Source organism: Roseburia amylophila (assembly GCF_025567465.1).
GTDB classification, from domain to species: Bacteria; Bacillota; Clostridia; order Lachnospirales; family Lachnospiraceae; genus Roseburia_C; species Roseburia_C amylophila.
This window is the reverse complement of record NZ_JAOQKI010000003.1, coordinates 43907-70425: the sequence shown is the minus strand read 5'-3', so window position 1 is coordinate 70425 and position 26519 is coordinate 43907. Positions and strand designations below refer to the sequence as shown.

Here is a 26519-nt window from a genome sequence, read left to right as displayed (position 1 = left end):
TTCATTCTATCAATTGTTCAAAAAAAGAAGTGTGAAAAACAGGCTGCCACATTTCTGTGACAGCCTGCAAATTCTTTCTTTATTCTATGTACGAGCTACACTTCTTCCGTTGCGACTTCGCTTTCGTACTTTTCTAAGATAATCTGCTGTATCTTATTTCTGGTATCTGAGTTAATTGGATGTGCAATGTCTCTGTATTCCCCATCAGCAGCCTTGCGGCTTGGCATTGCAATGAAGAGTCCCTTCTCTCCGTCAATCACCTTGATATCATGTACAACAAATTCCTCATCTATGGTAATGGATACCACAGCTTTCATTTTACCTTCTTTTTCAACTTTACGTATTCTTACATCTGTAATCTGCATTATGTTACCCCCTTCACGCCTTTCTCTTAAGTCTTCTGCCTACAGTGAATATCTGTCATTGCGTTCAAGTACAACCTTTACTCCGTCGTCACCGCAATAATACGTGTTGGCTTTCAGCGTTCCACGGCTTTCCACGATACAGTTTTCAATATGCGTATTATCTCCAATATATACGTCATTGAGAATAATGGAATTCTTGATTACACAATTCTTTCCTACAAACACATTTTTAAACAATACAGAATTTTCTATTTTACTGTTGATGATACATCCACTGGAAATCAGGCTGTTCTTCACATCAGAACCTGCATTGTATTTTGCTGGTGGATAATCATCTACTTTCGAATAGATATGCGGTGTCTCACGGAAGAAGTAATCTCTCACTTCCGGTTTCAGGAAATCCATATTGGTATTGTAATATGAATCCACTGTTGCAATATTGCTCCAGTAATCTTCCATTTTATATCCATAAATTCGTTTCATATTCTTATAACGAATCAGAATATCTGTAACGAAATCCCATCTGTCTTCCTGACCGCTCCGCTCTAACATTTCAATCAGCTGTCTTCTGCGGATGATATAAATACCGGTAGAAATTGTATTAGAGCTGGATACCATAGGTTTCTCTTCAAACTCTGTGATTCTGGATTCTTCATTCATGCGGATTACACCAAAGCGGCTGATATCTGCGCCTTCCGGCATATCCTTGCACACAACAGTTATATCAGCTTTCTTCTCAATATGGTAATCCAATACCTTATTGTAATCCAGCTTGTATACACAATCACCACCTGTAATAATTACATATGGCTCATGACGTTTTTTCAAGAAATCAATGTTCTGGTACATTGCATCTGCAGTTCCTCTGTACCACCAGCTGTTGTCAGCGGTTACGGTAGGAGTGAAGGTATAAAGACCTCCCTGTTTTCTTCCAAAATCCCACCATTTGGATGAACTTAAATGTTCATTTAAAGAACGTGCATTATACTGAGTCAGCACTGCAACGGTCTGAATATGTGAGTTGCTCATATTACTCAATGCAAAATCAATGCATCGGTAGCTTCCGCCGATTGGCATTGCTGCAATTGCACGCTTGCTGGAAAGTTCCTGCATACGATGATTGTTTCCACCTGCTAAAATTAATCCTAATGCCTTCATATTCTGTCACCTTCCTTAATAATAGCTCCACCGCCTGCTAACATTCCATCTGGATAATCTGACGGTTCCGTCACTCCGGAAATCGCTGTATTTTTTCCAATTGAAACTCCGTCTGGTATTACAGAATCTTCTCCGATAGTAACCAGATCAGATGCATATACTTTTTCATTCAATGTGCTTGGTGCATACTCGCCTACGCCTAAGTGGCAGTTTGCTCCAACAATGGTCTTATCTGCAATAATGGATTTCTCCACCACAGTATTCTCTCCAATCACACATTCTTTCATGATAATGGAATTGTGTACCACCGCACCCTTTTCAATCCGGACTCCTGCACCAATTACAGAATTCTGCACTTCCCCATAAATTTCAGCACCTTCTCCGATAATGCTGGTATCAACCTTGGACTCTGCCGCAAGATACTGCGGAGCTACATTATCGCTCTTGGTATAAATCTTCCAGTATTCTTCATAAAGGTTAAATTCCGGAATCAGATCAATCAATTCCATATTTGCTTCCCAATAGGAGGAAAGTGTTCCAACATCCTTCCAGTAACCATTGAATTCATAAGCAAATAAACGCTTTCCATTCTCATGGCAGTACGGAATAATATGCTTTCCGAAGTCACAATTACTCTGATCCTTCATAGCAATTAAGCTGTCACGCAATACTTTCCAGTTGAATATGTATATTCCCATGGATGCGAGGTTGCTTCTCGGATGTTCCGGTTTTTCCTCGAACTCTTTAATTTTTTTATTTTCGTCTGTTATAACCACACCAAAACGGCTTGCTTCTTCTATTGGAACAGGCATTGCTGCAATTGTTACGTCTGCATTATTTTCCTTATGGAAATCAAGCATTACTTCATAATCCATCTTATAAATATGGTCGCCCGATAAAATCAGCACATAATCCGGATTATAAGTCTCCATATATTTCAGGTTCTGGTAAATCGCATTTGCTGTACCAGTATACCATTCACTGTTATCACTTCTCTCATATGGAGGAAGAACCGTTACTCCTCCGTTATTACGGTCTAAGTCCCACGGAATTCCAATTCCAATATGTCTGTTTAATCTCAATGGCTGATACTGTGTCAGCACTCCGACGGTATCAATACCTGAGTTGATGCAGTTGCTCAATGGAAAGTCGATAATACGATACTTTCCTCCAAATGCGACTGCAGGCTTTGCTACACCGGAAGTTAATACTCCAAGACGGCTTCCTTGTCCGCCCGCCAAAAGCATGGCTATCATTTCTTTCTTAATCACGTCATTCACCTCTCGTCATAAAATCAGGTCATTTTGGTATAACAAAAGTATAACACACTGCCCATATGTTGTACAGCATTCTGTATAATTATTTTATCTTTTTTCGCATATTTTAGTCATTTTAGACAATTTTTGAACATTTCTTGTCATTTTTACAAAATCACCTCCATTATTTTGCATTCTTTTTTCCTGACAGACAAAATAGATTTGCAAATTCCCTGCATATGGTTATAATATTAGGAAGAAATCTTTTCTCAAGAAACGAAATTATAAGTCAGGCAGGTAAAGAATTATGTATTCATTAAATTTTGAAGAACCTATTCATGTACATTTTATCGGTATTGGCGGTATCAGTATGAGTGGTCTTGCAGAAATCTTGCTGGAAGAAGGTTTTACCATTTCCGGTTCTGATGCAAAGCAGTCTGCACTTACCGACAGCCTTGCCCAAAAAGGCGCAACCATTTACATTGGTCAGAAAGCATCTAACTTATCCATCCGTCCTGCACTGGTTGTCTATACTGCTGCCATCCGCGAGGACAATGAGGAATTTAAAGCAGCCGTAGATGCCGGTATTCCAATGCTTTCCCGTGCAGAACTGCTTGGACAGATTATGGATAACTATGAGAAATCCATTGCAGTTGCCGGTACCCATGGAAAAACCACTACCACATCCATGATTTCACAGATTCTTCTTGTTGCAAAGGCTGACCCTACAATCAGTGTTGGTGGTATCTTAGAAGCAATCGGTGGAAATATCCGCGTAGGTGGTTCAGAAGTATTCATTACCGAGGCCTGCGAATATACCAACAGTTTCCTGCATTTTCATCCGAAATACAGTATCATCACCAGTGTGGAAGCTGAGCATCTCGACTTCTTCAAAGATATCGATGATATCCGCCGTTCTTTCCATGAATTTGCCGGAAATACTGCACCTGATGGTGTATTAATCATCAACGGCCAGATTGCAGCTTTAGATCAGATTACCAACAATTTGTCCTGTAGCGTCACTACTTATGGTTTATGCGAAAACGATGACTTTTATGCCAAAAATATTACTTATAATGACCATGCCTGCGGCACATATACTCTGATGCACAAAACCGAAGACTTAGGAACCGTTTCCTTAAGCGTTCCAGGCAGGCATAATGTCTCCAATTCACTGGCTGCCATTGCACTTTGCTTAAATCTCGGTCTTCCTTTGGATGTTATCAAAAAGGGACTGCTTCAGTTTGGCGGCACCAAACGTCGTTTTGAATACAAAGGAACAAAGAACGGTATCACCGTTATCGATGATTATGCACATCATCCGACCGAAGTGGCTGCTACATTAACCGCAGCCCGGAATTATCCACACGGACGGATTATCTGCGTTTTCCAGCCACACACCTATTCCAGAACCAAGGCATTCTTAAGTGATTTTGCCCGGGTGCTTTCCATGGCAGATATTGTAGTCCTTGCAGACATCTATGCCGCCAGAGAGAAAAATACGATTGGGATTTCTTCCAAAGACCTTTTGGCAGAGCTTCAGAAAAACGGTCAGGAAAGTTATTATTTCCCGTCTTTTGATGAGATTGAAAAATTTTTATCAGAAAAATGCATAAACAATGATTTGTTGATAACTATGGGAGCCGGAGACGTGTATCTTATAGGCGAACACCTTCTCCAACAGTAGTTATCCACATTATCCACATCGTAATTCACATTTTTGCGAATTATGGATGTGGATTTTTTTGTTTACATAATGTATTTTTGAAAATCGCCATTCTATCTGTATTAACCGCCAAACTGCTCCCATTTCAGTTACCATAATGCACTTTCAAAAGAAAGTTATCCACATTATTCACAATTCTGTGCAAATGTGGAAACCCTTGATTTTACTGGATTTTTGGTTAAAATAAGACTTCTCAATTTTAGATTCATATGCTATAATGTGGTCGGTGAAAGAGGGAGTTCTTATGACAGACATAACATTACATACGAAAAGCAAATCCACGGTTACCTGCGTATCCAATACCTTTATTGATGAGTATATGGCAGATGCCAATGGAGAATTTGTAAAAATTTATTTATATTTACTCCGCTGCATCAACGCAGCTGAGAATTTTTCCATTTCTAAGATGGCTGATAAATTCGACCATACAGAAAAGGATATTAAACGTGCCTTAAAATACTGGGAGAAAAAACACTTACTCCAGTTAGAATATAATTCCGGCGAACAGCTTACCGGTATCTGCCTGTGCGAGCCTGTTTCTGCGGTTACGCAGGATTCTGAACATGCAGAAAAGCCTACGGAAGCATCTTCTGTAGATATCCGTCCATCCTATACCAAAGACCAGATTCTGTCTTTCCAGAATGATGAAGCTTCCAGCGATTTATTATTCATTATTGAACGCTATATCGGACATCCTTTGTCCATCAAGGATTATGAAACCATTCTTTACTGGTCAGATGAATTGAAATTCTCCACAGACCTGATTGAATATCTGGTAGAATCCTGTGTGGACAACGGTCATAAGAGCATCCGCTATATGGACAAGATTGCCCTTTCCTGGTCTGCTTCTTCTATCCGTACCGCGGAAGATGCCAGACGTTCTTCCAGCGCCTATAAGCAGACACATTATGGTGTCATGAAGGCATTTGGAATCAGCGGCAGAAAGCTGGCCGAATACGAACTTGAACTGGTAGATAAATGGACCAGCCAGTTTGGATTTACACTGGATATTATTTCCGAGGCATGCAAACGGACACTGCAGGCGACAAATCAGCCAAGCTTCCAGTATGCCGATACCATCTTAGAGAACTGGCATAAATGCAATATCCACCATTTAGAGGATATTGCTATATTAGACACTGCTTATAAAAAAAGCAAGGCATCTTCTTCCCGCAATGTCACCGTAAACAAGACTGCCGCCAACCGGTTTAACAATTTTTCACAGCGTACCTATAATTTTGAACAGCTTGAAAAACAGCTCTTAAATAATTAAGACACTTTTTCAGGAATACTAAAGGAGCATTTCATGTCTCTTAATAATTCACAATACGATACTTTAATCCGGCAATATAATGCCAGACAGTTTCACAATCAGCATCTTCTGGATGAACGCATTCAGGAAGTCTACGGAAAATGTCCGCGCCTTACAGAAATAGACAACGAAATTTCTTCCATCTCAGTAGCAAGTGCAAAACAGCTTTTATCTGATGATGGAGCAGAAGATTCCTCTGTTCTCTCTTCATTAAAAGAGCAGCTTGCTGCTCTTCGCTTGGAGAAACAGAATCTGATTGTTTCTCTGGGTTATCCGGCTGATTATCTGGAACCGGTTTACACCTGTAAGGACTGTAAGGATACCGGTTATATTGGGAATGAACGCTGTCATTGTTTTGTACAGGCTGCCATTGATTTAGTCTATACGCAGTCTAATGTAAAAGATATTTTAGCCAAAGAGAATTTTTCGAATTTCTCTTATGCATACTATTCCAAAGAGCAGATAAATCCCACAACCGGATTATCTGCTTATGATACTGTAAAAAAAGCTGTTGCAGACTGTAAGTCCTTTATCGAGCATTTTGATACCTCTTTTGAAAATCTCTTTTTCTATGGAGCAACCGGTGTCGGTAAGACTTTTCTTTCAAACTGCGTTGCCAAAGAGCTTTTAGATAAAGGACATTCCGTTATTTATTTTACAGCCTTCCAATTATTTGATATATTTGAAAAGGACACTTTCCAGAAGGACGCTGCAGCTTCTGCTGCCGGACAGAATATCTTCGACTGTGATCTTTTAATCATTGATGACCTTGGAACCGAACTTGCTAACTCCTTTACGGCATCCCGGCTTTTCCTGTGTCTGAACGAACGTATGCTGCGTCAGAAATCAACATTGATTTCTACGAATTTAAGTATCGACCAGCTTGCTGATGTATATTCCGAGCGTATCTGCTCCCGCATCTTCAGCAGCTATACGATGATTAAGCTTTTTGGAGACGATATCCGTCTTAAGAAAAAGCTGCATTAATTACGCATTCAATTAGATGCTATATCTATTGAACTATATAAGATAAATTATTTCTATGGAGGAACCTATTCATGTCAAACAGTGAAAGAAACTTAGAAACCCTTCCTACTGGTTCTCTTGGAATTATTCCATTACAGAGCTGCCAGGAATTAGGAGAAAAAGTTGACAAATACCTTGTCAAATGGAGAGACGAAAGACAGCATCAGCACCAGAATGATGCAGCTTTTATGGGCTACAAACGTGATTCTTATATCATCGAAGCTGTTACCCCTCGTTTTGGTTCAGGCGAGGCAAAGGGAATGATCAAAGAAACTGTTCGTGGTTATGACCTTTATCTTATGGTTGATGTTACTAACTACAGCCTTACTTATTCTCTGTGTGGTCAGACAAACCATATGTCCCCAGATGATCATTACCAGGATTTAAAGAGAATTATTGCTGCAATTGGCGGCAAGGCAAGAAGAATTACTGTTATCATCCCATTCCTTTATGAAAGCCGCCAGCATAGAAGAAGCACCAGGGAATCTTTGGACTGTGCACTGGCTTTACAGGAACTGGTTGCCATGGGCGTTGACAACATTATTACATTTGATGCACATGATCCTCGTGTCCAGAATGCAATTCCTTTAAAGGGTGGTTTTGAAACTGTTCAGCCTGCATACCAGTTTATCAAAGGTATCTGCAAGAACGTTCCTGACTTACAGATTGATTCTGACCACATGATGATTATCAGCCCGGATGAGGGTGGTACCGGACGTGCAATTTATCTTTCCAGTGTACTTGGTCTGGATATGGGTATGTTCTACAAACGCCGTGATTACAGCAGAATTGTTGACGGACGTAACCCTATTGTCGCACATGAATTTTTAGGTTCTTCCGTAGAAGGAAAAGATGTTCTGATTATCGATGATATGATTTCTTCCGGAGAAAGCATGATTGACGTTGCAACCGAATTAAAAAAGAGAAAAGCAAACAGAATCTTTGTTGTTGCAACCTTCGGACTTTTCACCAATGGTCTGGAAAAATTCGATAAAGCTGTAGAAGATGGAACTATCTACCGTGTAGTTACCACCAACCTGACTTATCAGACTCCGGAGCTTTTAAGCCGTCCATATTATATCAACTGTGACATGAGCAAATATATTGCTTATATTATCGATACATTGAATCATGATGCTTCTATCAGTGAGCTCTTAGATCCAAACGAGCGTATCCAGAAGCTTATAAAGAAATATAAAGCTAATCAGAAAAAGAAATAAATAACGGCAGCAAAAATGGCTTCGGAATTCCGAAGCCATTTTAATATCATGAGCAAAATAAAACTAGAATAAGTTAACCTTGCCTGCATATGTATCGTTTATAACATAGTATGCTGCATATTCTTCCGGTTTTAAATAAACCTTTAAAGACTTGATGCTGGATGCCCTGTGTCCGTCTGCTGTGAAAGCTTCTTTTGCTCTCTCAATCACGTTTGCAACAACATCTTCATTACCATCAAACTGAACAAATACTTCCGGTACAAGTTCTTTCTTCTCTGCCTTGGCAGTTTTCTTAGCCGCTGCTTTCTTGGTTGCTTTCTTTGCGGTAGTCTTTGCTGCTGCTTTTACAGTTGTCTCTGCTTTCTTTGCTGTCTCTTCTGCCTTCTTAACTGTCTCTTCTGCTTTCTTTACTACGGTTTCTGCTTTTTTCGCTACAACTTCTTTTGCTTCTGCCTTAACCTCTTCTGCCTTAACTACTGCCTTTGTCTCTGTAGCTTTTACTGCTGCCTTTACTTCGGCTGCTTTCTCAACTGGTCTCTTCTGCATTATAATTCCCTCCCTGAAAATTAATCACACACTAAAAACTTCTCCATTGCTAAAAGAGCTTCTTCTTCATCATTCCCCTCTGCAACAATGTTAACCGTCATTCCTTTGGACGGATTAAATGCCATAATTCCCATGATGCTCTTGGCATTAATTTTACGGTTATCACTTTCCAGAGTAATATTGCTGTCAAACCGGCAGGCAACCTGAACCAACTCTGCAATTGGATTATCATGTTTTTTTGAAACGTTTGAAACTGTAACTTCTTTTCTACTCATGTTATCTTCCTCGCTTCTAAGTAGTACAATTCGTACAAAAATTAATATATCCTACACGAACAGATTTTGCAATAGACTTTGTGAAAATACAGCACTAATACCGAAACTGCCAAGAAACTTCGGCTTTTTTTAGGCAATTTTATATGTTTTTTACGCCTTATTCACGCCTGTCTCTGCCCGTATCCCTATTCTGCCATTTTCATATAAGCAAAATATACATTACCTGCTGCATCAAATACATTCTGTGCATCCGTCATTGACATCTTCTCTGTTGCACCGGTTGCCGGATTATAAACATAGACTCCTGCATTATCATAGCCTGTAATTAATACAGCTTCACTTCCACTACTCATGGCAAATACCGGTGTTCCCAGATTGACATAATATAACACTGCATCCAGATCACTTCCAGTCAAATCAATGACTACAGAGTCCTGCAGGGTATCCTTTAAAATTTGTTTTGGTGTATTTCCGGATGTCATCAATTCTCCTACACCAACATTTAATCCCTGCATCGAAAGCATACCATTGATTGCTTTTGCTATCGTTGTTCCGGATGCGTCTGCATCACCTATTGTAATCGTCAGTGGTAGCTGGGAAGATTTTCTTGCCCTCTTCCAGATATACTGCTGTCTGCTTCCTACCACAACGCCCACATTATCATTTGCCACTGCAATGGCTTTTGCCGCATTATCCGTTGCCAGCACTACTCTTCCGGCAGAATAAGCATAATAATAATCTGTCTCTTCCGGTTCTTTCAGATTCACATTTCTCGGCGACTCCAATACAATCCGCTTCGGAGTCAGCAGACGATCCGAGCTTATCTCTTCTTCCTGTAATAATTGCAGCTGCAGCTGCGTCTGTTTTCGTTCCGTTACCGTACTGTGAATGCTGACTACTTCTGCAGAATCTCCCTCACGATTCATAATTGTATCCTGTTCCGCCGGGACATAAGCCATACCGTTATACTGTTCCCGGTTCAGATAAATAGTATAATCCACAACTTCTACAGATGCCACATAATATCCATCCTTATGGTAATCTTTTAACACTCCGTGTTCTTCATCATCCGTATCTACAATATAAATATGATTCATCGGGAACTGTACATTTCCGGCAGAATCTGTATACACATCACTGTCATCCGCCTCGCCATAGATAAAATCATCTTCCATAAATGCCAGTGGCCGGATATACGTTCCTGCTGCCGCTGCCACTTCAAAGCTTTTCGAATTCTCCAGATTCAGAACAGTAATTTTCGAACCGCTGTCACTGTTGCCATCTGCAATATAAGCAACAAACTGATTATTCTCTGATACCGCATAATTTCCTGTTTCAAATCCGCTGACTACTTCCTTTTCTTTGGTAGTAGCAAGATTAATCTCATACAGTGTCCCACCCATCATAATGTAGAACATTCCACTTTCATTTTCATACATCAGCTGTCCCAGTTCTGATTTCAGCACTTCGTAAGAGTGGGTGGATGGTATAAACAGTTCCTCTTCTACTGTATTTGCCACGCTGTCATAATGATAAACACCTACGCCCACCTGACCTTCGTGGTTTCCCCTGTTCATATAACCATATACAACAAAATCAGCACTTCCTGTTTCATCCACCTTAATAATCCGGATATCATGTTCCTTATGATTTTCCCTGGAATCAATCCCCTCATAACCACGGAAGCTGAACACCTGGGAAAGCTTTTTTTCTGTCGCATTGTAACACCAGAGTTCTCCTTCTTTTACAAAACAGAGAATACTTCCGGTCTCATTACTCTTATATTCCACATCGGACGAACATATTCCAAGCTGTAAATAATTCTCATAAAAATCATCATTCTCTGCCCGGAAAATTTCATCCATGGTTCTCTCAAAATTCAATAGATACATCCGGTCATTGGTATAACGGACACGGTAATATTCTTCTACATTATAATATTCCAGTTCCCCATTATCTCCGGTTGCCGTCACTACATAATCCAATAGAATTACATTATAGGAATTGTTGATTTCTTTGATGCTTACCGATGGGTCCGTCAGAACGGTCCCATTGAATTTATCCCATGTTACCTGTCGCAGTGTGGAATGAATACTGACATTGGCAAGTGTGGTATTATCCGCAGAAGAATCCGGTTCCATATAAGTTGCCAGAGAACCGCTTCCATCCTTTTGAAATGTTTTTTCATGGAAATCTTTTGCAAAATCAATGCTTTCCTTCACATAACAATCCTGCGGTTCAATAATCCTTGTATAATAATTTAAGGTATCATCCCCATGCAGTAAATGTATAATCAACAGATATTCTGCATTGGAATCCAGAAGATTCTGAATCGGAAGGTCTGCTGTAATCACTCCATTCTTCTGGGAATAACTATCTACCTTCGCATCTGCAATAAGCCGCTTGGTATCCATACTCCGAATTTCATAGGAAAGTTCATCCACTGCGTAGCTTCCATTCTGAACGCGGATTGGAAGCAGCCTGTCCGTATCAATCGGTGTAATGCTGTCCCTCATGTAAACTGCATTCATTTCATCTACATACCCGTAGAGTTCATTGATTTTCTGCTCTTTATAATAAAGCTGGACAGTCGGCAGCGTTGCCTCCTCCAGTTCTGTTGTCATATCAGGATTTGTTTTATTTGTCAAAAAACTAAACACTACGGTTGATACCAGAAACACACCTGCTAACACCAGTGCCCGAATCATTCCTTTATTCATCTGTATTCCTCATCTTCCTAAACTACGAAAAACACGCTTTGCGAGTTTCTCGAGTTATCGCGGTGCCCGTCAAATCTGCATGCAGGCATGCGATTTTTCTCGCTACTCACGTAAGCAAACAATATAGCCATCAAAAAACGACAGCTATATTGTAATTCCTTTTTTGCAAAAGCTCAACCTCTATTTTATTACCTGCTACCAGCATCTGCGGCAGCGTCTGTAACGGCATCTGCGGTAAAACATCTCATGAAACAGAAGAATTTCCGGAGCATCCATGTCTTCCCGGTTTTCCCCAAGTCCCGCCTTATCACGGATTCTCTTACAAATCTGCCGCAGCATCAGCCGATCCGGATACTCGTCAAACATGAGACTTCCCTCATATTCCATCTTATCGCATTCTTCTTCCACCAGTTCCTGTACTTTTCTTATCTCCATCGGATACATCTCTTTCATGCGGTCTAAATCCCTCTGATATTCTAGCTCCGTCATGTAAAGATTCTGGATTGGGTTTGTCATATAAAAGGGCTGTTTGCCCGGCATCTGCTGCTGTTGCATCTTAAAGAAAATATCCTGATTATAATCCAATGTTTCCTTCTCTCCTGATTCTCATCAGTATAATATATGCAGGAGAGACTGTTTGTTGACGGCAAAAATGCTGTTATCTGTTTGTTTCCAACGACATCAGAAATAATACCGCTGTCAGTTCCTTTGGGAACATGGCATGCAGTTTCAGAATTTCTTTTGACGTCAGTGTGTCCTGTTGTACCGCATAATATGCAGCCGCAGCCACCAGCATTTCTTTTCCAAAGTTTTTAACTTCTGCAATCAGTCCTGCCGGCTCCCTTAATTTATGTGCAATGATACATTCTGTCACCTGTCTCAGCTCTGCATCTGCCAACTTCTTATGAAGTGTTTCCACAAAATGTTCCATGGAATATTCAATTGCTGCATCTACATCAAATACCTCTCCACAGATTTCTGCCGCTGCAAGGAAATATTCCCTCGGTGACATTTTCTCCTTTTCACTTCGTTCTGCCAGAAGTGTATGTACTTTATTAAATTCGCTTTTCTTAGCAAAACGTTTTACCGGCATTTCATCCCTGACCAGTAAATCCAGTTCTGTCATCCGATACAAAAAGTGATCCATTGCCCTGCGGTATTTCTCCATGGATTCCTTTTCAAAGGTATATACATAGCCATAATATTTTCCATAAACCTTCATGGTATCCTGGTATCCCATTCTGGCATTTGCCATTAAAAGAGCATGGTCAAAATTCATCATGGTTCCAAGGGAGCGGCTTGGCTTGATATAAGTTACATACGGCCGCTTGGCATAGGCATCGTGTGCCGGTGATGTATGTAAATCAACAGCAATAATCTGCTGTGCTCCCATTCGGATGGCAAGGTCAATTGGAAGATCATCATAATAGCATCCATCCAGATACGTTGTCTCTCCGATTTTATGCATCGGGAATAATGGAAAAATTGCAGAAGATGCCAGAATATAATCTTTCATAAGTCCTTCCGGAATGTCACGCTTTGTCAGTTCGCAGGGTTTTAAAGACGGAAATTCCACCGTAACCAATCCAAAATCTGTCTTTGATTTCCGAATCTTATCCTCTTCTATCAGTGTTTCAATAAAAGCAGTAAAAGGTGAAATATCTGCACCTTTATTCTTTACATATTTTTTCAGGAATGGACCAATTGCCTCTCTCTGGTCATACATGCCCTCTATGGTATCCGTCAGATTGATTCCATCCTCCATCATATCTTCCATGGTTATGGTGCTCCATAGTTCATAAGCCCTGTCATAATCTCCCGTTGCCATTAAGGCTCCGTTAATGGAACCTATGGATGTTCCGGTTACAATCTGATAATCGATGCCAAGTTCATTTAATGCTTTCCAGACTCCCAGTTCATAAGAGCCTTTCGTACCGCCTCCACTTAATGCAATTCCACGTTTCATATAAGTCCTCCTCCGGTTATCTCCCGGCTTCTGCCCTTCTTTTAAGAAAGCCAGACTGTCAGTTTCTCTCCATTGAATGCGAACTCATTTTTACGTCCTTTGTAACATATCACAAATTTCTTATATACTTTTTCATAACCTTTATGCAGCATCCGGACCGTTAATGTCTCATCCTTTGTGATGGTCATCTCATATTCATTATATACACCATCCTGATATGTAAAATCTTCTCCGTTATCCTGATAATGCACATAACGGTCTTCTCCCGGATATACATCAAGAATCAGGGTATCCAGTTCAATCTCTCCCACATACTGCATCGGTTCAAAACATGGGATAATGCTTCCTGCTTTTACAAAAACCGGGCATACATCAAGAGGTGCGTCTTTTACAATATACTGCTTTCCGGTATATTTTTCCCTTGTATCATAGTCATACCAGGTTCCCTCCGGCAGATACAAAAGCTTCTTCGTCATTCCCTGCTCTACTACAGGAGCTACCAGCATATGCTCTCCAAACAGGAATTCTCCATTGAGATTCCAGGTTTCTTTATCTTTCTCATAATGCAATACCAGTGGACGGATTACCGGCATACCATTCTGCTCCGTCTCATGGAATAAATCATAAAGGTATGGCAGTAATTTATAACGAAGTTCAATATATTTCCGGTTAATATTTAATGTCTCTTCTCCGAAAAGCCACGGCTCCTGTCTGGTAGAACCCTTGGAAGAATGATTCCGGAACAACGGTGAAAAACAGCCAACCTGTACCCATCTTGACAACAGCTCCGGCGTCACATCTGCACCGAATCCACCTACATCTGTTCCGATAAATACCATACCGGATAATCCCAGATTGCACATCTGTGGAATTGCCATCCGCAGGTGCTCCCACAGGCTCTGATTATCTCCTGTCCATGCTGTGGTATACTTTTGGGAACCACTGTAACAGGCACGGGTGATTACAAATGGTCTTCTGCCGTCCTGCTTCTTCAAGCCTTCATAGGTAGCCTTTGCCATCAGATGTCCATAGACATTGTGCATCTGGCCATGGTCACATGGTCTGTCTTCGTCTGTAAATACGACATCTTCCGGCAGTTCTCCACGAAAGCTTGCCGGCTCATTCATATCATTCCATACACCGCGGACTCCTAAGTCCACAAGATATTTCTGTTTCTCGCCCCACCACTGTCTTACCTTCGGATTTCCAAAGTCAGGGTATACCGCATCTCCAGGCCATACTGCATTTACATAGGTATCCCCTTCCGGTGTCTTGGCAAAATATCCCTGCTCCATGCCTTCATCATACATATCATAACCTGGGTCTAATTTGACACCCGGGTCAATGATAGTAACAATTTTAAATCCTTTTTTCTTTAAATCTGCAATCACTTCACCAGGCCTGCCAAAGTCCTTTTCATTCCAGGTAAAGACCCGGTAGCCATCCATATAGTCAATATCCAGATGAATCGTATCAATCGGAATCTTTAATGCACGGTATTTATCCGCAATTGCGCGGATCTCTGCGGAAGTCTCATATCCCCAGTGCGACTGATGATAGCCTAATGTATAAAGCTGCGGAAGCGGTGTTCTTCCGGTCAGATAAGTATAATCAGCTACAACCTCCGGCATATTATCCCCGGCAATAAAATAGTAATCCAGATTGCCACGGTCTGAGCCAAAGAAATAGTATTCCTTATTTTCTTTTGCCAGATCAAAATAAGTCTTACAGGTATTATCAAAAAAGAGTCCGTATACGCAGCTTTCACGCAATGTTATAAAAAATGGAATGGATTTATACAATGCTTTAAAGGCTTCCGTATGCGCCGCCGGATTATCCGTATTCCACATCTCATAATCATAATTCTTCTTATTTAATACACCTGCTTTATCACCAAAGCCATAGAAGGCTTCGTCTCCTTCCATGCGTTTCACCGCCTGTACATGGTAATTCTTATCTGTTGCCTGCGGCACCTCATGTCCCTCTGCTTTTAAGAATTCGATAAATTTCTCACTAATCTGTGTTACAAATTCCCTTCCACCACGATAGTCCGCACAGAGAAGTTGCCCTCTTGTATCATAAAAGTCCACCATAAAATTATCATATATGCGTATAATTAATTTTGCAGTCCGAACCTCAAGATAGTCAATTCCTTCCTGTACATCAAAATGTATATGCTTTGACTTTTCTCCCTCGATGGCTTTTGAACGATGTTCCTCACATTCGAACGGAACAAACACATTTACAATGTTATCTGTCAGAACCTCTAAACTTCCCTTGCCATATTCAAATGCAAAATGAATGATTCCATTCTCCACATAATAAGATTTTCTTTTTCCCAGCATACTTTTTCCTCCGTTTTTGCTTATATTAGCAGTAATGTACCTCCCACTATCATAAGTAATCCAAAGAATGCCTTTGGCTGTAGTCTTTCATTTAAAAACACAGATGAAAATACAATTGTAACTACAATGCTTAGTTTATCAATCGGCACCACTACGCTGGCTTCGCCCAGCTGCAGCGCCCGGTAATAACAAAGCCATGATGCTCCGGTTGCTATTCCGGATAAAATCAGAAACATTCCATCCCGGAAGGTCATACTCCGGACCTGTTTCTGTTTCTTTGTTACAAATACTACCACCCATGCCATAACAAGTACCACTCCAGTACGATATGCCGTTCCAAGATTGGAATTCACACCATCTATTCCCACCTTGGCAAGGATGGACGTCAGACTGGCAAATACTGCCGACAGCAGTGCATAGATAAGCCACGCCCGGCTCTTTGTGCCACTGCTTTTCTTTCTGGTAATCATAAGCATCGTTCCAACGCCAATCAATACCATGGCAATGATTTTCTTCTCGTTCAGTCCTTCATTTAAGAAAATGACTGCCAGAATCATCGTCAGGATTGTACTGGATTTATCAATCGGTGTTACTTTATTTACATCTCCTAGCTGCAATGCCCGAAAATAGCAAAGCCAGGATGCCCCGGTTGCTATTCCGGATAATGTAAGATAAATTAACGTCCGCGTTCCTATACTTCCGATTGGAGTATAAGATCCGGTAAGCCGTACCATAATCCATGCAAAAATCAATACTACAATCGTCCGGATTGCTGTTGCAAGATTCGAGTCTATTTTCTTAATTCCAACTTTTGCCAATATTGCCGTAATACCTGCAAAAAAAGCAGAGCCACATGCATATGCAAGCCACATATTTATTCCTCTTTTCTATTATCCCGGGAAAATTCTGTCTTAATCTGCACTGCAACAGACTTTATTTTTACCACCCACTTTTGCATCGTTCAAATACAGATGCCACTTCACTTAATATCCATACCCGTCATAATGTTTCAAATATTATCTTATTCCATTCTTCCGCCTCTTTCGGTATTTCTCTTCTCTTGTTTGTTCTTTCCTGCACCCTTCATTCCCCATACATATCCTATTTCAGAAATCCATTTACAATCTGCTCCTCTGCCTCTTTTTCAGACAGTCCCAGTGTCATCAGCTTAATCAGCTGTTCTCCTGCTATTTTTCCAATTGCTGCCTCATGAATCAATGCTGCATCGATATCATTTGCTGCAAGAGACGGAATTGCCTCCACCTTTCCATTGTCCATGATGATGGCATCACATTCTGTATGTCCGCTGCATGCATTATTACCACGAATATAAGAAACAAACTTCTGGTGGGAATCTCCCTTTGCTACCGAACGAGATACCACATTTGCACTGGAATGTGCTCCATTTAAATCTACCGTAAAATCTGTCTCTGCCTTCTGCTGTCCATGAGTCATAATACGTTCATGAATCACAAGGGACGCATCTTCTTTAAGGTCTGCTTCGGTTGTACGGATTGTGGAGTCTACTCCTTTAATCTGAACACTGTCCATATCCATGAATCCGCCTTCTTCCATGTGGATCACGGTAGTTGGATTTAAGACTCTGGCTCCATTTCCATCCCCTTCACCATAATGCTTTTCTACATATTTTACTTTTGCATTCTTTCCTATATAAAAGGTGTGTATTCCATCATGCTGTGATGTCTGGTCTCCGCAGTTGTGGATACCGCATCCCGCAATGATTGTCACATCTGCACCTTCCCCGATATAAAAATCATTATACACCAGGTCCTTTAAGCCGCTTTCACTTAAGATAACCGGAATATGCATACTCTCATTCTTTGTTCCCGGTTTTACATAGATATCAATTCCCGGCTTGTCCTTCTTAGTTACAATATCAATATTTGCAGTTGTATTTCTTGCCTCCAGTTTTCCGTTGTTGCGGATGTTATATGCGCCTTCCGGCACGCTGTGCAAATCTGATATCTCTGCTAAAAGATTCTTTTCTATACTGTCCATTTTCTCACCTTTTCCTAGACTAATTTTTCCATCAAAGTAGAGCAGGCTTCACTGCTGCCTAACAGCTTTGGAAGCACTTCTTCCCGGCTTCCGGCTGCGCTTACTTCTCCATCTGCAATTACAATAATCCGGTCTGCAATGTTTAAGATTCTCTCCTGATGTGAAATAATCAGAATCGAGCCATTGATTTTCTGATACATATTCTCAAATACCTGAATCAGATTGTTAAAACTCCAAAGGTCAATTCCTGCCTCCGGCTCATCAAATATGGATAATTTGGTTCCTCTTGCAATTATCATTGCAATCTCAATACGCTTTAGCTCCCCACCGGAAAGGCTGTCATTTACCTCCCTGCCAATATAATCCTTTGCGCAAAGTCCTACTTCTGAAAGATAGGAACATGCCTGGCTGATGGAAATATCTTTTCCCGATGCCAGTGTAATCAAATCCTTTACGGTCAATCCCTTAAATCTTACCGGCTGCTGAAACGCAAAGCTGATTCCCTTTCTTGCCCGTTCGGTAATGGATAATCCTGTAATATCCTCTCCATCCAATAAAATCTGTCCGGAAGTTGGTGTTACTATTCCGGCAATCAGCTTCGCCAGCGTGGATTTACCTCCACCGTTTGGTCCGGTAATTGCCACAAACCGGTCTTCTATCTTCAGATTGATATTTTTTAATATTTCCTTGTCTGCTGTTTCATCATTTACCTGAAAACTAATGTCTTTTAATTCCAGCATTTCTCTTTCCTCACCTTACTGTCAGATTCACCTATCTGCCTCTCTGCGAACCTGGTTTTTATAAAAAAAGGATAGCACAAAATGGCTTATTTGCCAACTTCTTTCCCTTCTATTATACATTTTGGATTCTTTTTAATGAAATATTAATAAATTTTTATCGAGATTTACCGTTGTTTTTTTTCTTAAATAGATATATCCTTATTCAGTCAAAAGTAAATTATATGTAAAAAGTGTGTAATCTACTGGGAGGAGAACCATTATTATGAGAGAAAAACATTCTTTTTCAAGTAAGTGTAAGAATTTATTTTTTAAACTAAAAAACAAAATAAATACTTTTAAGAACCGGGAGAAGAAACCACATCCACACCTTGACCGTGCAGTTGTGATTATGAACAAATACTCTTTGGTATTCCATCTGTTACTGTCCTGTTTCCTCGTTCTGGTGATTGAATGTATTTCCAGACGAAATGTGCTTTCTGCATTTTCCTTTATTGCAGGACACACCATTGCTTACCTTTATAACTCATTTATTATTTTTGCAAGTTTATCCCTGGTCTATCTGATTCGAAGAAGAACACTTGCCCGTCTCTTAATCAGCGGCTTCTGGCTTTTCCTTGGAACCATCAATGGTGTTATTCTTTCCAAACGTGTAACTCCATTTGGTTTTACAGATTTGAAATGTCTGTCTGACTTATTTGCCATGCAGAACACCAAATACTTTACCTTTGGTGAAGCACTCGCCGTTATTATCGTAGTCGGTCTTTTCCTGCTTTTCTGTATCTGGCTTTTTATCAAAGGGCCAAAATATCAGGGCAAAATCAACTGGATTGTAAGTCCGCTTATGGTTGCTGTTATCTTCCTGATGTTACCGGTAACTACCAAGGCAGCCCAGTCCAATAATATTGTTGCTTCCTATTTTGCCAATATTGCACAGGGCTATGAAAATTATGGTTTTGTCTACGGCTTCTCATCCAGCGTTGTTGACCGTGGTATGAGTAAACCGGACAGTTATTCCGAAGAGCGTATTGCCAAAATAGGGGCTTCCGTTCCGGAAGAAACTACCGAAGATGCCGAAGATGCGCCAAATATTATTGTTGTTTTACTGGAATCCTTTGTAGATCCCTCTGATGTTAAGTTCTTACAGACTTCAGAAGATCCGGTTCCAAATTTTCATAACTTATTAAACAACTATTCTTCCGGTTACTTAAAAGTTCCTGTTGTAGGTGCCGGAACAGCCAATACTGAATTTGAAGTATTAACCGGTATGAGCATGCAGTATTTTGGTACCGGCGAATACCCATATAAGACTACTTTAAAAGAAATCGACAGTTGCGAAAGTATTGCTTCCGACCTTGGAAGTCTCGGCTATGGTACACATGTTGTACATAACAACGGTGGTAACTTCTACAGCCGTGCCAATGCCTTCTCCCTGATGGGATTTGACAGCTTCACCAGTAAAGAGTGTATGAACATTCAGGAGTACACACCACTTGGTTCCTGGCCAACCGATAACATCTTAATCAGTGAAACCTTAAAGGCTATGGATTCTACCCCTGACCAGTCAGATCTGGTATATACCATTACCGTACAGGGACATGGTGATTATCCTACTGAAAAGATTCTTGAAAATCCGGAAATTGCAGTAAGCGGTGCTGCAGATGAGGCTTCTAACAATCGGTGGGAATATTACATTAACATGATTCACGAAGTAGATAAATTCATCGGCAACTTAACCGAAGAGCTTTCCAAACGGGATGAAAAGACCATCGTGGTATTCTTCGGCGACCACCTTCCTACCATGGGACTGACCGATGATGATATGGTATCCGGTGACATTTTCAAAACCAAATATGTTACCTGGAACAACTTTAATTTACCAAAACAGGATGCTGACTGTGCTGCTTATGAATTATTGGCAAACATCACCAACCAGCTTGACATCCACAAAGGAACCATGTTCTCTTACATCCAGAGCCAGAAGGGTTCTGCTTCTTACGACGAGAACTTAGAGAATTTACAGTATGACCTTCTTTACGGAAAACGTTATGCTTACAAAGGAACAGATAAATATCCTGCAAGTGATCTGGTTATGGGTATTGATGATGTTACGATTAACAGTGTATGGAAATCCGATGACAATAAGTTATGTATTTACGGTTCCGGATTTACTCCTTGGACGAAAATTTATGTCAATGGAGAGAAGGTATCCACTTCCTTCTTAGGAAGCACCATGTTAAAGATTAATCTGGATGACATTGAAGACGGCGATACGATTGTTGCTAACATTGTAGGTTCCAGCAGTACCATCTTCCGAAGTTCCAACGAATTCCTCTATGAGGATCCGGATATAGAAGATACCGAAGAACCGACAACCGAAACGGAGCAGCCTTCTACTGATACAGAAGGTTCTACCCAGACCACTGAGAAATCCACTGAGCAGTCCTCTGAAAAGTCTTTAAGTGGTGCCGGTACAGCAACTGACCAGTCTGTAGAGCATACAGTCAATACTCCACTGAAACAGAATTAAAAGTAAACTATGAGAAACACGCTTTGCGAGTTTCCCGCATAAACAGAACGCCCCGATGGGATGAATTCTTCTATCAGATTTCTCCCATCGGGGCTTTGTTATTTCTTTTATTTCACATAATTTTTGTCTACGTTGACCACGATATGATACTGTTCGCCCAGCTTTTCCTTTACCTGATGCTCCAGTTCTTTTAACACTGCTTCATCACTGGAACGGTAGCCAAATGGAATCACTACATCAAAGATAAGATTGGTATGGGTCGGTCCCTGAACCATACGGAAATCATGCATGGTAATGACCTCATCAATATCCTTCAAAATACCTGTAACCGTTTCTTTTATCTCGGTCAGTTCCTTGCTTCCGGTAATCACCGGATCCATATGTATGACAGCCTCACAATTCAGTTCCCTTTTCAATTTCATTTCTACATTGTCTATCATATCATGTATTACAAGGATATTCATTTCTGCCGGCACTTCCGCATGTAGTGATACCATCAGACGTCCCGGTCCATAATCATGTACGACTAAATCATGAATACCGATAATCATTTTTTCTTCCAGCACCAGATGTTCTATCTCTTTTACGAATTCTTCCTCCGGCGGCTGTCCCAGCAGTGGATTTAAAGTCTCCTTCGCTGCATTAATTCCACCATATAAGATAAACAGTCCTACCGCCACACCACAGTAGCCGTCAATATTGACTGACGTAAATTCTGCAATCAATGTGGTGATTAAAACCACAGATGTGGTAATGCTGTCGCTTAAGCTGTCCATGGCCGTTGCCCGCATAGCCGCTGAATTAATCTTCTTTGCGACTCTCCTGTTGTAGAAGGTCATATACAGCTTTACAGCAATCGATATCAGCAGAATCACGATAATTAATGCAGAGCATTCCGTTGCTTCCGGATGAAGAATCTTTCTGATGGAATCCTGTATCAGTTCCACTGCCATAATTAAAATAACTGCAGCAACCACAAGCCCGGAAACGTATTCCATTCTTCCATGTCCAAATGGATGCTCCGGATCCGGCTTTGCTGCTCCCAGTTTAAAGCCCAGCAATGTTACAATGGATGAGCCGGCATCCGACAGGTTATTAAATGCGTCCGCTGTAATTGCAATGGATTTACTGATGGTTCCCGCAATAAATTTTCCTGTAAATAATAATACATTTAGCAAAATACCTACAATACCACATAAAATACCGTAGGCAAGCCGTACCTTCTCCGGCTTGTCATCTTCCCGGATAAATATCCGGGCTAATAATGTTATCATAAATCTTCTCCTTTTGTTCCCTTATTCGTTCCGCACTAATTCAATATTTTAAAATTCTTCAGTGGCCAATACCGGAAAATCGCTTTTCCAAGTATTTTACCTTTCTTCACATAGGTATTGGTCCAGTATCTTCCATCATAGGAGTTATTCCGGTTATCTCCCATTACAAAATAGCTGTCCTCCGGCACTTCAAAGGTATACGGTCCTGTAGCTACCGTCCATGTCTCTTTGAGATAATCCTCCTCTAAGAGTTCTCCGTTGACATATACTTTGCCATCTTCTATCTTTACCGTATCACCCGGACAGCCAATGACACGTTTTACATAGTTCTGGCTCTCATCATCCGGAAACTTAAAGATAATGATGTCTCCCCGCTCCGGTCCGGAAAACAGATATGACCATCGGAATCCAATCAGCTTATCTCCGGTCATGATTGTATTTTCCATGGAACCGGATGGAATCTCTGCATTAATTAACACAAAACGATTTAAAAACATAGCAATCAGCACCGCTGCTACAATCGTAATTACCCAGCTTAGAAATTCCCCTGCCACAGAAGCTGCATTCTTTGTATCGGATTTTCTTCCTTTCTTCCTGCGTCTGCCGCCTTCTGAATATTCCTCTTCTGGTTCTTCTAATTCTTCCCGGTTGTCCTCTGACTCTTCCGGTTCTTCGATATTCTCAAAGTCATCTATATATTCTAATTCTTCATTTCTTTCTTTTTTCTGCATCTAAATTGCCTCCGGTCTCTTTCCTTCCCGTTGTTCGTTCTATTATACTCCAAACAGGAAAGAAATTCCACCGGAAATGCTTTGTGAGTTTCTCGTGTAAATTAAAAAGTCCCCGAAACATAACGTTTCGGGGATGTTTTCTATGTGTTCAATGACATCTGCGTTATCTAAGTATTCAATGACATCCACTCGGCTAGGATTCAAACTTCGTCTGCGACTCGTTTTCATCAAGTCTCGGGATGGGCTTTCACACTAAGTTCACGCTTCGCCTATGGCTCGCGTTCTCTAAGTGTTCAATGCCTAGCAAACGCCCTGAGCAAGCATAGCCTCAGCTACTTTTTCGAAGCCTGCGATGTTAGCTCCTGCCACATAGTTACCTTCCATGTTGTAACGTTTTGCAGCATCATCAATGTTATGATAGATATTTACCATAATCTGTTTTAACTTAGCATCTACTTCTTCGAATGTCCAGCTTAAACGCTCTGAGTTCTGGCTCATCTCTAATGCAGAAGTTGCAACTCCACCTGCGTTAGAAGCTTTACCACAGATGAACCATACTCCGTTATCCTGTAAGTATTTGGTTGCATCTAAGGTTGTAGGCATGTTAGCACCTTCACAAACTGCTTTACATCCATTTGCTACTAACTGTTTTGCATCATCGATAAGAAGCTCGTTCTGTGTAGCACATGGAAGAGCGATATCACATTTAATCTGCCATACGCCACGGCCTTCATGATATTCTGCGCTCTTTCTTGCAGCAGCATACTCGGTAAGACGAGCACGTTTTACTTCTTTTACTTCTTTTAATAATGCAACATCGATTCCTTCCGGATCATAAATCCATCCGGTAGAATCAGAACAGGTAACAACTTTTGCACCCATCTGCTGTGCTTTCTGGATAGCGTAGATTGCAACGTTACCAGCACCAGATACAACAACTGTCTTACCTTCCATAGATTCACCATGGCATTTCATTAATTCTTCTGTAATGTATAAAAGACCATATCCGGTAGCTTCTGTACGAGCTAAAGATCCACCATAGGTAAGTCCCTTACCTGTCAGAACACCTTCGTACATTCCACGGATTCTCTTATACTGTCCAAACATGTATCCGATTTCTCTTGCGCCTGTTCCGATATCTCCTGCCGGAACGTCAACGTCAGCACCAATATATTTGCAAAGCTCGGTCATAAAGCTCTGGCAGAATGCCATTACTTCACGGTCTGATTTTCCCTTAGGATCAAAGTCAGAACCACCTTTACCACCGCCGATTGGAAGTCCTGTTAAAGAGTTTTTAAATACCTGCTCAAATCCTAAGAATTTGATGATTCCGATATTTACGGAAGGATGGAGACGAAGACCTCCCTTGTACGGTCCAATAGAATTGTTGAACTGTACTCTGTATCCTGTATTAACCTGAACCTGTCCCTTGTCATCTACCCAAGGTACACGGAATTTAAGCTGTCTATCCGGCTCGGTTATTCTCTCAAGTAATGCTTCTTTACGATATTTCTCCTCATTTGCTTCGATTACCGGTCTTAAAGACTCCAGTACTTCTTCTACTGCCTGAAGGAATTCTGGCTCAGAAGCGTTTTTTGCTTTTACTCTTTCTAATACTTCATCAACGTAGCTCATATTATATCTCCTTTACATATTAATTTGAGTATTATATATACATCAACACTACTATTTTAGTATGAAATGAATTTTTTCGCAACGTTTTTTTCATATTTGTGTCAAAAACTTTATACTTTTGTGTACTTTTTCTTCTTTTTTGCAAGTTTTGTACCAGTAAAATTCATTTTTATAATTAAAAAGAAGTAGAAAACAGTTTTTTATTTCCCTTCTCCACTTCTTTTTTTGTATAAATATACTATTTTTTATTTTTCAGATATGATTCATATTTCTTCTGGAAGAACTTCACCAGTTTTCCCAGTGTTCCAATCAGAATCTCACTCTCCTGGTCAGTCAGGCTTTCCTTGATATCATGTATCATATTGCTGTGAAAACGTGCATGATGCTCATATGCCCGGACTCCGGAATCGGTGAGTGATACACGGACCACCCTTTTATCCCTGTCATTTCTGCAACGATTTACATAACCTTTCTGTTCCAGTGCTTCAATTGCTTTTGTCAGGGTTCCTGTTGTAACATTCATCTTCGCCGCCACTTCCGACATCCGCTTTGGTTCATCCAGACCAATTGCTTCAATAATATGCATATCATTTCCGGAAATGTTCATGAATTCTCCGGAGATTAAGCATTTTTCCTCAATTTCCATCAAATCATTAAACAGCTTTACCAGAATGTCATTTAAGGTTTTATCCGCATTCATTCTTATCTCCTTTTACCAGACCAGTACCGCTGCGCCCCATGTGAGTCCGCCGCCGAAACCAGCCAGTACAACTTTATCTCCTCTATGTATCATACCATGCCGGTTGATATTATCAAGTAAAATCGGCACACTTGCTGCCGAAATATTGCCACATTCCGTCAAATTTACCGGGAATTTCTCCATCGGCTGTTTCAATCGTTTTGCTACCGCTTCAATAATTCTTAAGTTTGCCTGATGTAATACGAAAAGTGAAATTTCCTCTGTCTCTAAATCCGCCTCTTCCAGCACCTTTGTAATGGTTGCCGGAACTGTGCGGACAGCAAATTTATAAACCTCCTGTCCATTCATGCTTACATAACCCAGCGGACTTTCCATCTTATGATATGGATTATTGACCGGACGGTTCTCACATGCCAGTACCAGTCCCTTCGCACCGTCTGAGCCCTGCACCACATGACAGATATTTTCTTCGTCTGCCCGGACTACCGCTGCTCCTGCGCCATCTCCAAAAAGAACACAGGTACTGCGGTCATTCCAGTCCATAATTTTAGAAAGTACTTCTGCTCCGATTAAGAGTGCATTTTTAAATCTGCCACTGGCAATATATGCCTGTGCTGTACTCAATGCAAATAAGAATCCGGAACATGCTGCACCAAGGTCAAAGGCTACGGCATTCACTGCTCCGATTTCCCGCTGCACTTCACAGGAAAGTGTCGGCACAAGATGATCCGGTGTTACCGTCGCTGCAATGATAAGTTCCACTTCTTCCGGCTTCATGTCTGCATCTGCAAGTGCTTTTTTTGCAGCTTCTGTGGCAAGTGATGTTGTTGTCTCTTCCGTTGCAAGGTGTCTTGTTTTTATTCCTGTTCTGCTGGAAATCCATTCATCGGAAGTATCCATAATCTGACTTAAATCGTCATTGGTAATTTTTCTTTCCGGTAACGCACTTCCAGTTCCACATATTCGAATGTTCATGCT

General features: G+C 40.8%; 22 protein-coding genes. 5 read left to right on the top strand and 17 right to left on the bottom strand.

Annotated elements, in window-relative coordinates:
- Nucleotides 1–95: 95 nt before the first annotated feature.
- Genes spoVG through OCV43_RS02720 form a run of 3 tightly spaced genes read right to left on the bottom strand, consistent with a single transcriptional unit; the run spans nucleotide 96 to nucleotide 2794 of the window.
- Complete coding sequence (gene spoVG / locus OCV43_RS02730; RefSeq protein WP_262623358.1) at nucleotides 96–365, bottom strand: septation regulator SpoVG; 270 nt, start codon at nucleotides 363–365, stop codon at nucleotides 96–98.
- A gap of 39 nt (nucleotides 366–404) precedes the next feature.
- Nucleotides 405–1523, bottom strand: a complete 1119-nt coding sequence (gene glgD, locus OCV43_RS02725; protein WP_262623357.1) for a glucose-1-phosphate adenylyltransferase subunit GlgD — start codon at nucleotides 1521–1523, stop codon at nucleotides 405–407.
- The gene (locus OCV43_RS02720) at nucleotides 1520–2794 is read right to left on the bottom strand and encodes a glucose-1-phosphate adenylyltransferase (protein WP_022243626.1); all 1275 of its coding nucleotides are present in this window, start codon (nucleotides 2792–2794) and stop codon (nucleotides 1520–1522) included. Before OCV43_RS02720 ends, glgD begins: the two co-directional genes overlap by 4 nt.
- Before the next feature lie 292 nt (nucleotides 2795–3086).
- On the opposite strand from OCV43_RS02720, the gene murC reads away from it, so the two are divergent.
- The 4 genes from murC (at nucleotide 3087) to OCV43_RS02700 (ending at nucleotide 8063) form a co-directional block, all read left to right on the top strand.
- On the top strand, nucleotides 3087–4466 hold the full coding sequence (murC, locus tag OCV43_RS02715; protein ID WP_262623356.1) for a UDP-N-acetylmuramate--L-alanine ligase: 1380 nt from the start codon (nucleotides 3087–3089) through the stop codon (nucleotides 4464–4466).
- A 283-nt stretch (nucleotides 4467–4749) separates the two neighbouring features.
- A complete protein-coding gene (locus tag OCV43_RS02710) occupies nucleotides 4750–5778 on the top strand; it encodes a DnaD domain protein (protein WP_022243628.1) in 1029 nt (342 codons plus the stop codon).
- Nucleotides 5779–5811: 33 nt separating this feature from the next.
- Nucleotides 5812–6804, top strand: coding sequence for an ATP-binding protein (locus tag OCV43_RS02705; RefSeq protein WP_262623355.1), 993 nt, complete (start codon nucleotides 5812–5814; stop codon nucleotides 6802–6804).
- Nucleotides 6805–6875: 71 nt separating this feature from the next.
- Nucleotides 6876–8063, top strand: coding sequence for a ribose-phosphate pyrophosphokinase (locus OCV43_RS02700; RefSeq protein ID WP_022243630.1), 1188 nt, complete (start codon nucleotides 6876–6878; stop codon nucleotides 8061–8063).
- A 63-nt stretch (nucleotides 8064–8126) separates the two neighbouring features.
- Here OCV43_RS02700 and OCV43_RS02695 read toward each other — a convergent pair whose 3' ends face one another.
- The 9 genes from OCV43_RS02695 to OCV43_RS02655 form a co-directional block, all read right to left on the bottom strand.
- Entirely contained in the window at nucleotides 8127–8609 is a 483-nt protein-coding gene (locus tag OCV43_RS02695) for a DUF6465 family protein (protein WP_022243631.1), read from the bottom strand.
- 20 nt (nucleotides 8610–8629) lie between these two features.
- Entirely contained in the window at nucleotides 8630–8884 is a 255-nt protein-coding gene (locus OCV43_RS02690; RefSeq protein ID WP_022243632.1) for an HPr family phosphocarrier protein, read from the bottom strand.
- 185 nt (nucleotides 8885–9069) lie between these two features.
- The gene (locus tag OCV43_RS02685) at nucleotides 9070–11604 is read right to left on the bottom strand and encodes a hypothetical protein (protein WP_262623354.1); all 2535 of its coding nucleotides are present in this window, start codon (nucleotides 11602–11604) and stop codon (nucleotides 9070–9072) included.
- Nucleotides 11605–11799: 195 nt separating this feature from the next.
- Nucleotides 11800–12189 (bottom strand): hypothetical protein, encoded by a 390-nt coding sequence (locus OCV43_RS02680; RefSeq protein WP_227701618.1) that lies wholly within the window; start codon nucleotides 12187–12189, stop codon nucleotides 11800–11802.
- 73 nt (nucleotides 12190–12262) lie between these two features.
- A complete protein-coding gene (locus OCV43_RS02675; RefSeq protein WP_262623353.1) occupies nucleotides 12263–13570 on the bottom strand; it encodes a patatin-like phospholipase family protein in 1308 nt (435 codons plus the stop codon).
- A gap of 41 nt (nucleotides 13571–13611) precedes the next feature.
- Nucleotides 13612–15915, bottom strand: coding sequence for a glycoside hydrolase family 31 protein (locus tag OCV43_RS02670; protein ID WP_262623352.1), 2304 nt, complete (start codon nucleotides 15913–15915; stop codon nucleotides 13612–13614).
- A gap of 20 nt (nucleotides 15916–15935) precedes the next feature.
- Nucleotides 15936–16787, bottom strand: a complete 852-nt coding sequence (locus tag OCV43_RS02665; RefSeq protein WP_022243637.1) for an EamA family transporter — start codon at nucleotides 16785–16787, stop codon at nucleotides 15936–15938.
- 229 nt (nucleotides 16788–17016) lie between these two features.
- Nucleotides 17017–17934 (bottom strand): SufB/SufD family protein, encoded by a 918-nt coding sequence (locus OCV43_RS02660; protein WP_117698645.1) that lies wholly within the window; start codon nucleotides 17932–17934, stop codon nucleotides 17017–17019.
- A gap of 14 nt (nucleotides 17935–17948) precedes the next feature.
- Nucleotides 17949–18674 carry an ABC transporter ATP-binding protein gene (locus OCV43_RS02655; RefSeq protein WP_227710795.1) on the bottom strand — a complete coding sequence of 242 codons (726 nt, stop codon included), beginning with the start codon at nucleotides 18672–18674 and terminating at the stop codon, nucleotides 17949–17951.
- A 262-nt stretch (nucleotides 18675–18936) separates the two neighbouring features.
- On the opposite strand from OCV43_RS02655, the gene OCV43_RS02650 reads away from it, so the two are divergent.
- Nucleotides 18937–21201, top strand: coding sequence for an LTA synthase family protein (locus OCV43_RS02650; RefSeq protein ID WP_262623351.1), 2265 nt, complete (start codon nucleotides 18937–18939; stop codon nucleotides 21199–21201).
- A gap of 107 nt (nucleotides 21202–21308) precedes the next feature.
- On the opposite strand, the gene OCV43_RS02645 is transcribed toward OCV43_RS02650, so the two are convergent.
- From OCV43_RS02645 to OCV43_RS02625, 5 genes are all read right to left on the bottom strand, one after another.
- Nucleotides 21309–22475 carry a cation diffusion facilitator family transporter gene (locus OCV43_RS02645; protein WP_022243641.1) on the bottom strand — a complete coding sequence of 389 codons (1167 nt, stop codon included), beginning with the start codon at nucleotides 22473–22475 and terminating at the stop codon, nucleotides 21309–21311.
- Nucleotides 22476–22510: 35 nt separating this feature from the next.
- A complete protein-coding gene (gene lepB, locus OCV43_RS02640; RefSeq protein WP_022243642.1) occupies nucleotides 22511–23206 on the bottom strand; it encodes a signal peptidase I in 696 nt (231 codons plus the stop codon).
- 300 nt (nucleotides 23207–23506) lie between these two features.
- Entirely contained in the window at nucleotides 23507–24841 is a 1335-nt protein-coding gene (gene gdhA / locus OCV43_RS02635; protein WP_022243643.1) for an NADP-specific glutamate dehydrogenase, read from the bottom strand.
- A 238-nt stretch (nucleotides 24842–25079) separates the two neighbouring features.
- Nucleotides 25080–25541, bottom strand: coding sequence for a MarR family winged helix-turn-helix transcriptional regulator (locus OCV43_RS02630; RefSeq protein WP_022243644.1), 462 nt, complete (start codon nucleotides 25539–25541; stop codon nucleotides 25080–25082).
- Nucleotides 25542–25553: 12 nt separating this feature from the next.
- A complete protein-coding gene (locus tag OCV43_RS02625) occupies nucleotides 25554–26516 on the bottom strand; it encodes a beta-ketoacyl-ACP synthase III (RefSeq protein ID WP_262623350.1) in 963 nt (320 codons plus the stop codon).
- Nucleotides 26517–26519 lie beyond the last annotated feature (3 nt).

Coding starts and splice junctions, on each gene's coding strand:
- lepB (WP_022243642.1), bottom strand. CDS start 23,206: ATGCAGAAAAAAGAAAGAAATGAAGAATTAGAATATATAGATGACTTT.
- gdhA (WP_022243643.1), bottom strand. CDS start 24,841: ATGAGCTACGTTGATGAAGTATTAGAAAGAGTAAAAGCAAAAAACGCT.
- OCV43_RS02670 (WP_262623352.1), bottom strand. CDS start 15,915: ATGCTGGGAAAAAGAAAATCTTATTATGTGGAGAATGGAATCATTCAT.
- murC (WP_262623356.1), top strand. CDS start 3,087: ATGTATTCATTAAATTTTGAAGAACCTATTCATGTACATTTTATCGGT.
- OCV43_RS02705 (WP_262623355.1), top strand. CDS start 5,812: ATGTCTCTTAATAATTCACAATACGATACTTTAATCCGGCAATATAAT.
- spoVG (WP_262623358.1), bottom strand. CDS start 365: ATGCAGATTACAGATGTAAGAATACGTAAAGTTGAAAAAGAAGGTAAA.
- OCV43_RS02700 (WP_022243630.1), top strand. CDS start 6,876: ATGTCAAACAGTGAAAGAAACTTAGAAACCCTTCCTACTGGTTCTCTT.
- OCV43_RS02685 (WP_262623354.1), bottom strand. CDS start 11,604: ATGAATAAAGGAATGATTCGGGCACTGGTGTTAGCAGGTGTGTTTCTG.
- OCV43_RS02625 (WP_262623350.1), bottom strand. CDS start 26,516: ATGAACATTCGAATATGTGGAACTGGAAGTGCGTTACCGGAAAGAAAA.
- OCV43_RS02660 (WP_117698645.1), bottom strand. CDS start 17,934: ATGGACAGTATAGAAAAGAATCTTTTAGCAGAGATATCAGATTTGCAC.
- OCV43_RS02630 (WP_022243644.1), bottom strand. CDS start 25,541: ATGAATGCGGATAAAACCTTAAATGACATTCTGGTAAAGCTGTTTAAT.
- OCV43_RS02690 (WP_022243632.1), bottom strand. CDS start 8,884: ATGAGTAGAAAAGAAGTTACAGTTTCAAACGTTTCAAAAAAACATGAT.
- OCV43_RS02650 (WP_262623351.1), top strand. CDS start 18,937: ATGAGAGAAAAACATTCTTTTTCAAGTAAGTGTAAGAATTTATTTTTT.
- OCV43_RS02695 (WP_022243631.1), bottom strand. CDS start 8,609: ATGCAGAAGAGACCAGTTGAGAAAGCAGCCGAAGTAAAGGCAGCAGTA.
- OCV43_RS02655 (WP_227710795.1), bottom strand. CDS start 18,674: ATGCTGGAATTAAAAGACATTAGTTTTCAGGTAAATGATGAAACAGCA.
- OCV43_RS02665 (WP_022243637.1), bottom strand. CDS start 16,787: ATGTGGCTTGCATATGCATGTGGCTCTGCTTTTTTTGCAGGTATTACG.
- OCV43_RS02645 (WP_022243641.1), bottom strand. CDS start 22,475: ATGATAACATTATTAGCCCGGATATTTATCCGGGAAGATGACAAGCCG.
- OCV43_RS02675 (WP_262623353.1), bottom strand. CDS start 13,570: ATGAAACGTGGAATTGCATTAAGTGGAGGCGGTACGAAAGGCTCTTAT.
- glgD (WP_262623357.1), bottom strand. CDS start 1,523: ATGAAGGCATTAGGATTAATTTTAGCAGGTGGAAACAATCATCGTATG.
- OCV43_RS02710 (WP_022243628.1), top strand. CDS start 4,750: ATGACAGACATAACATTACATACGAAAAGCAAATCCACGGTTACCTGC.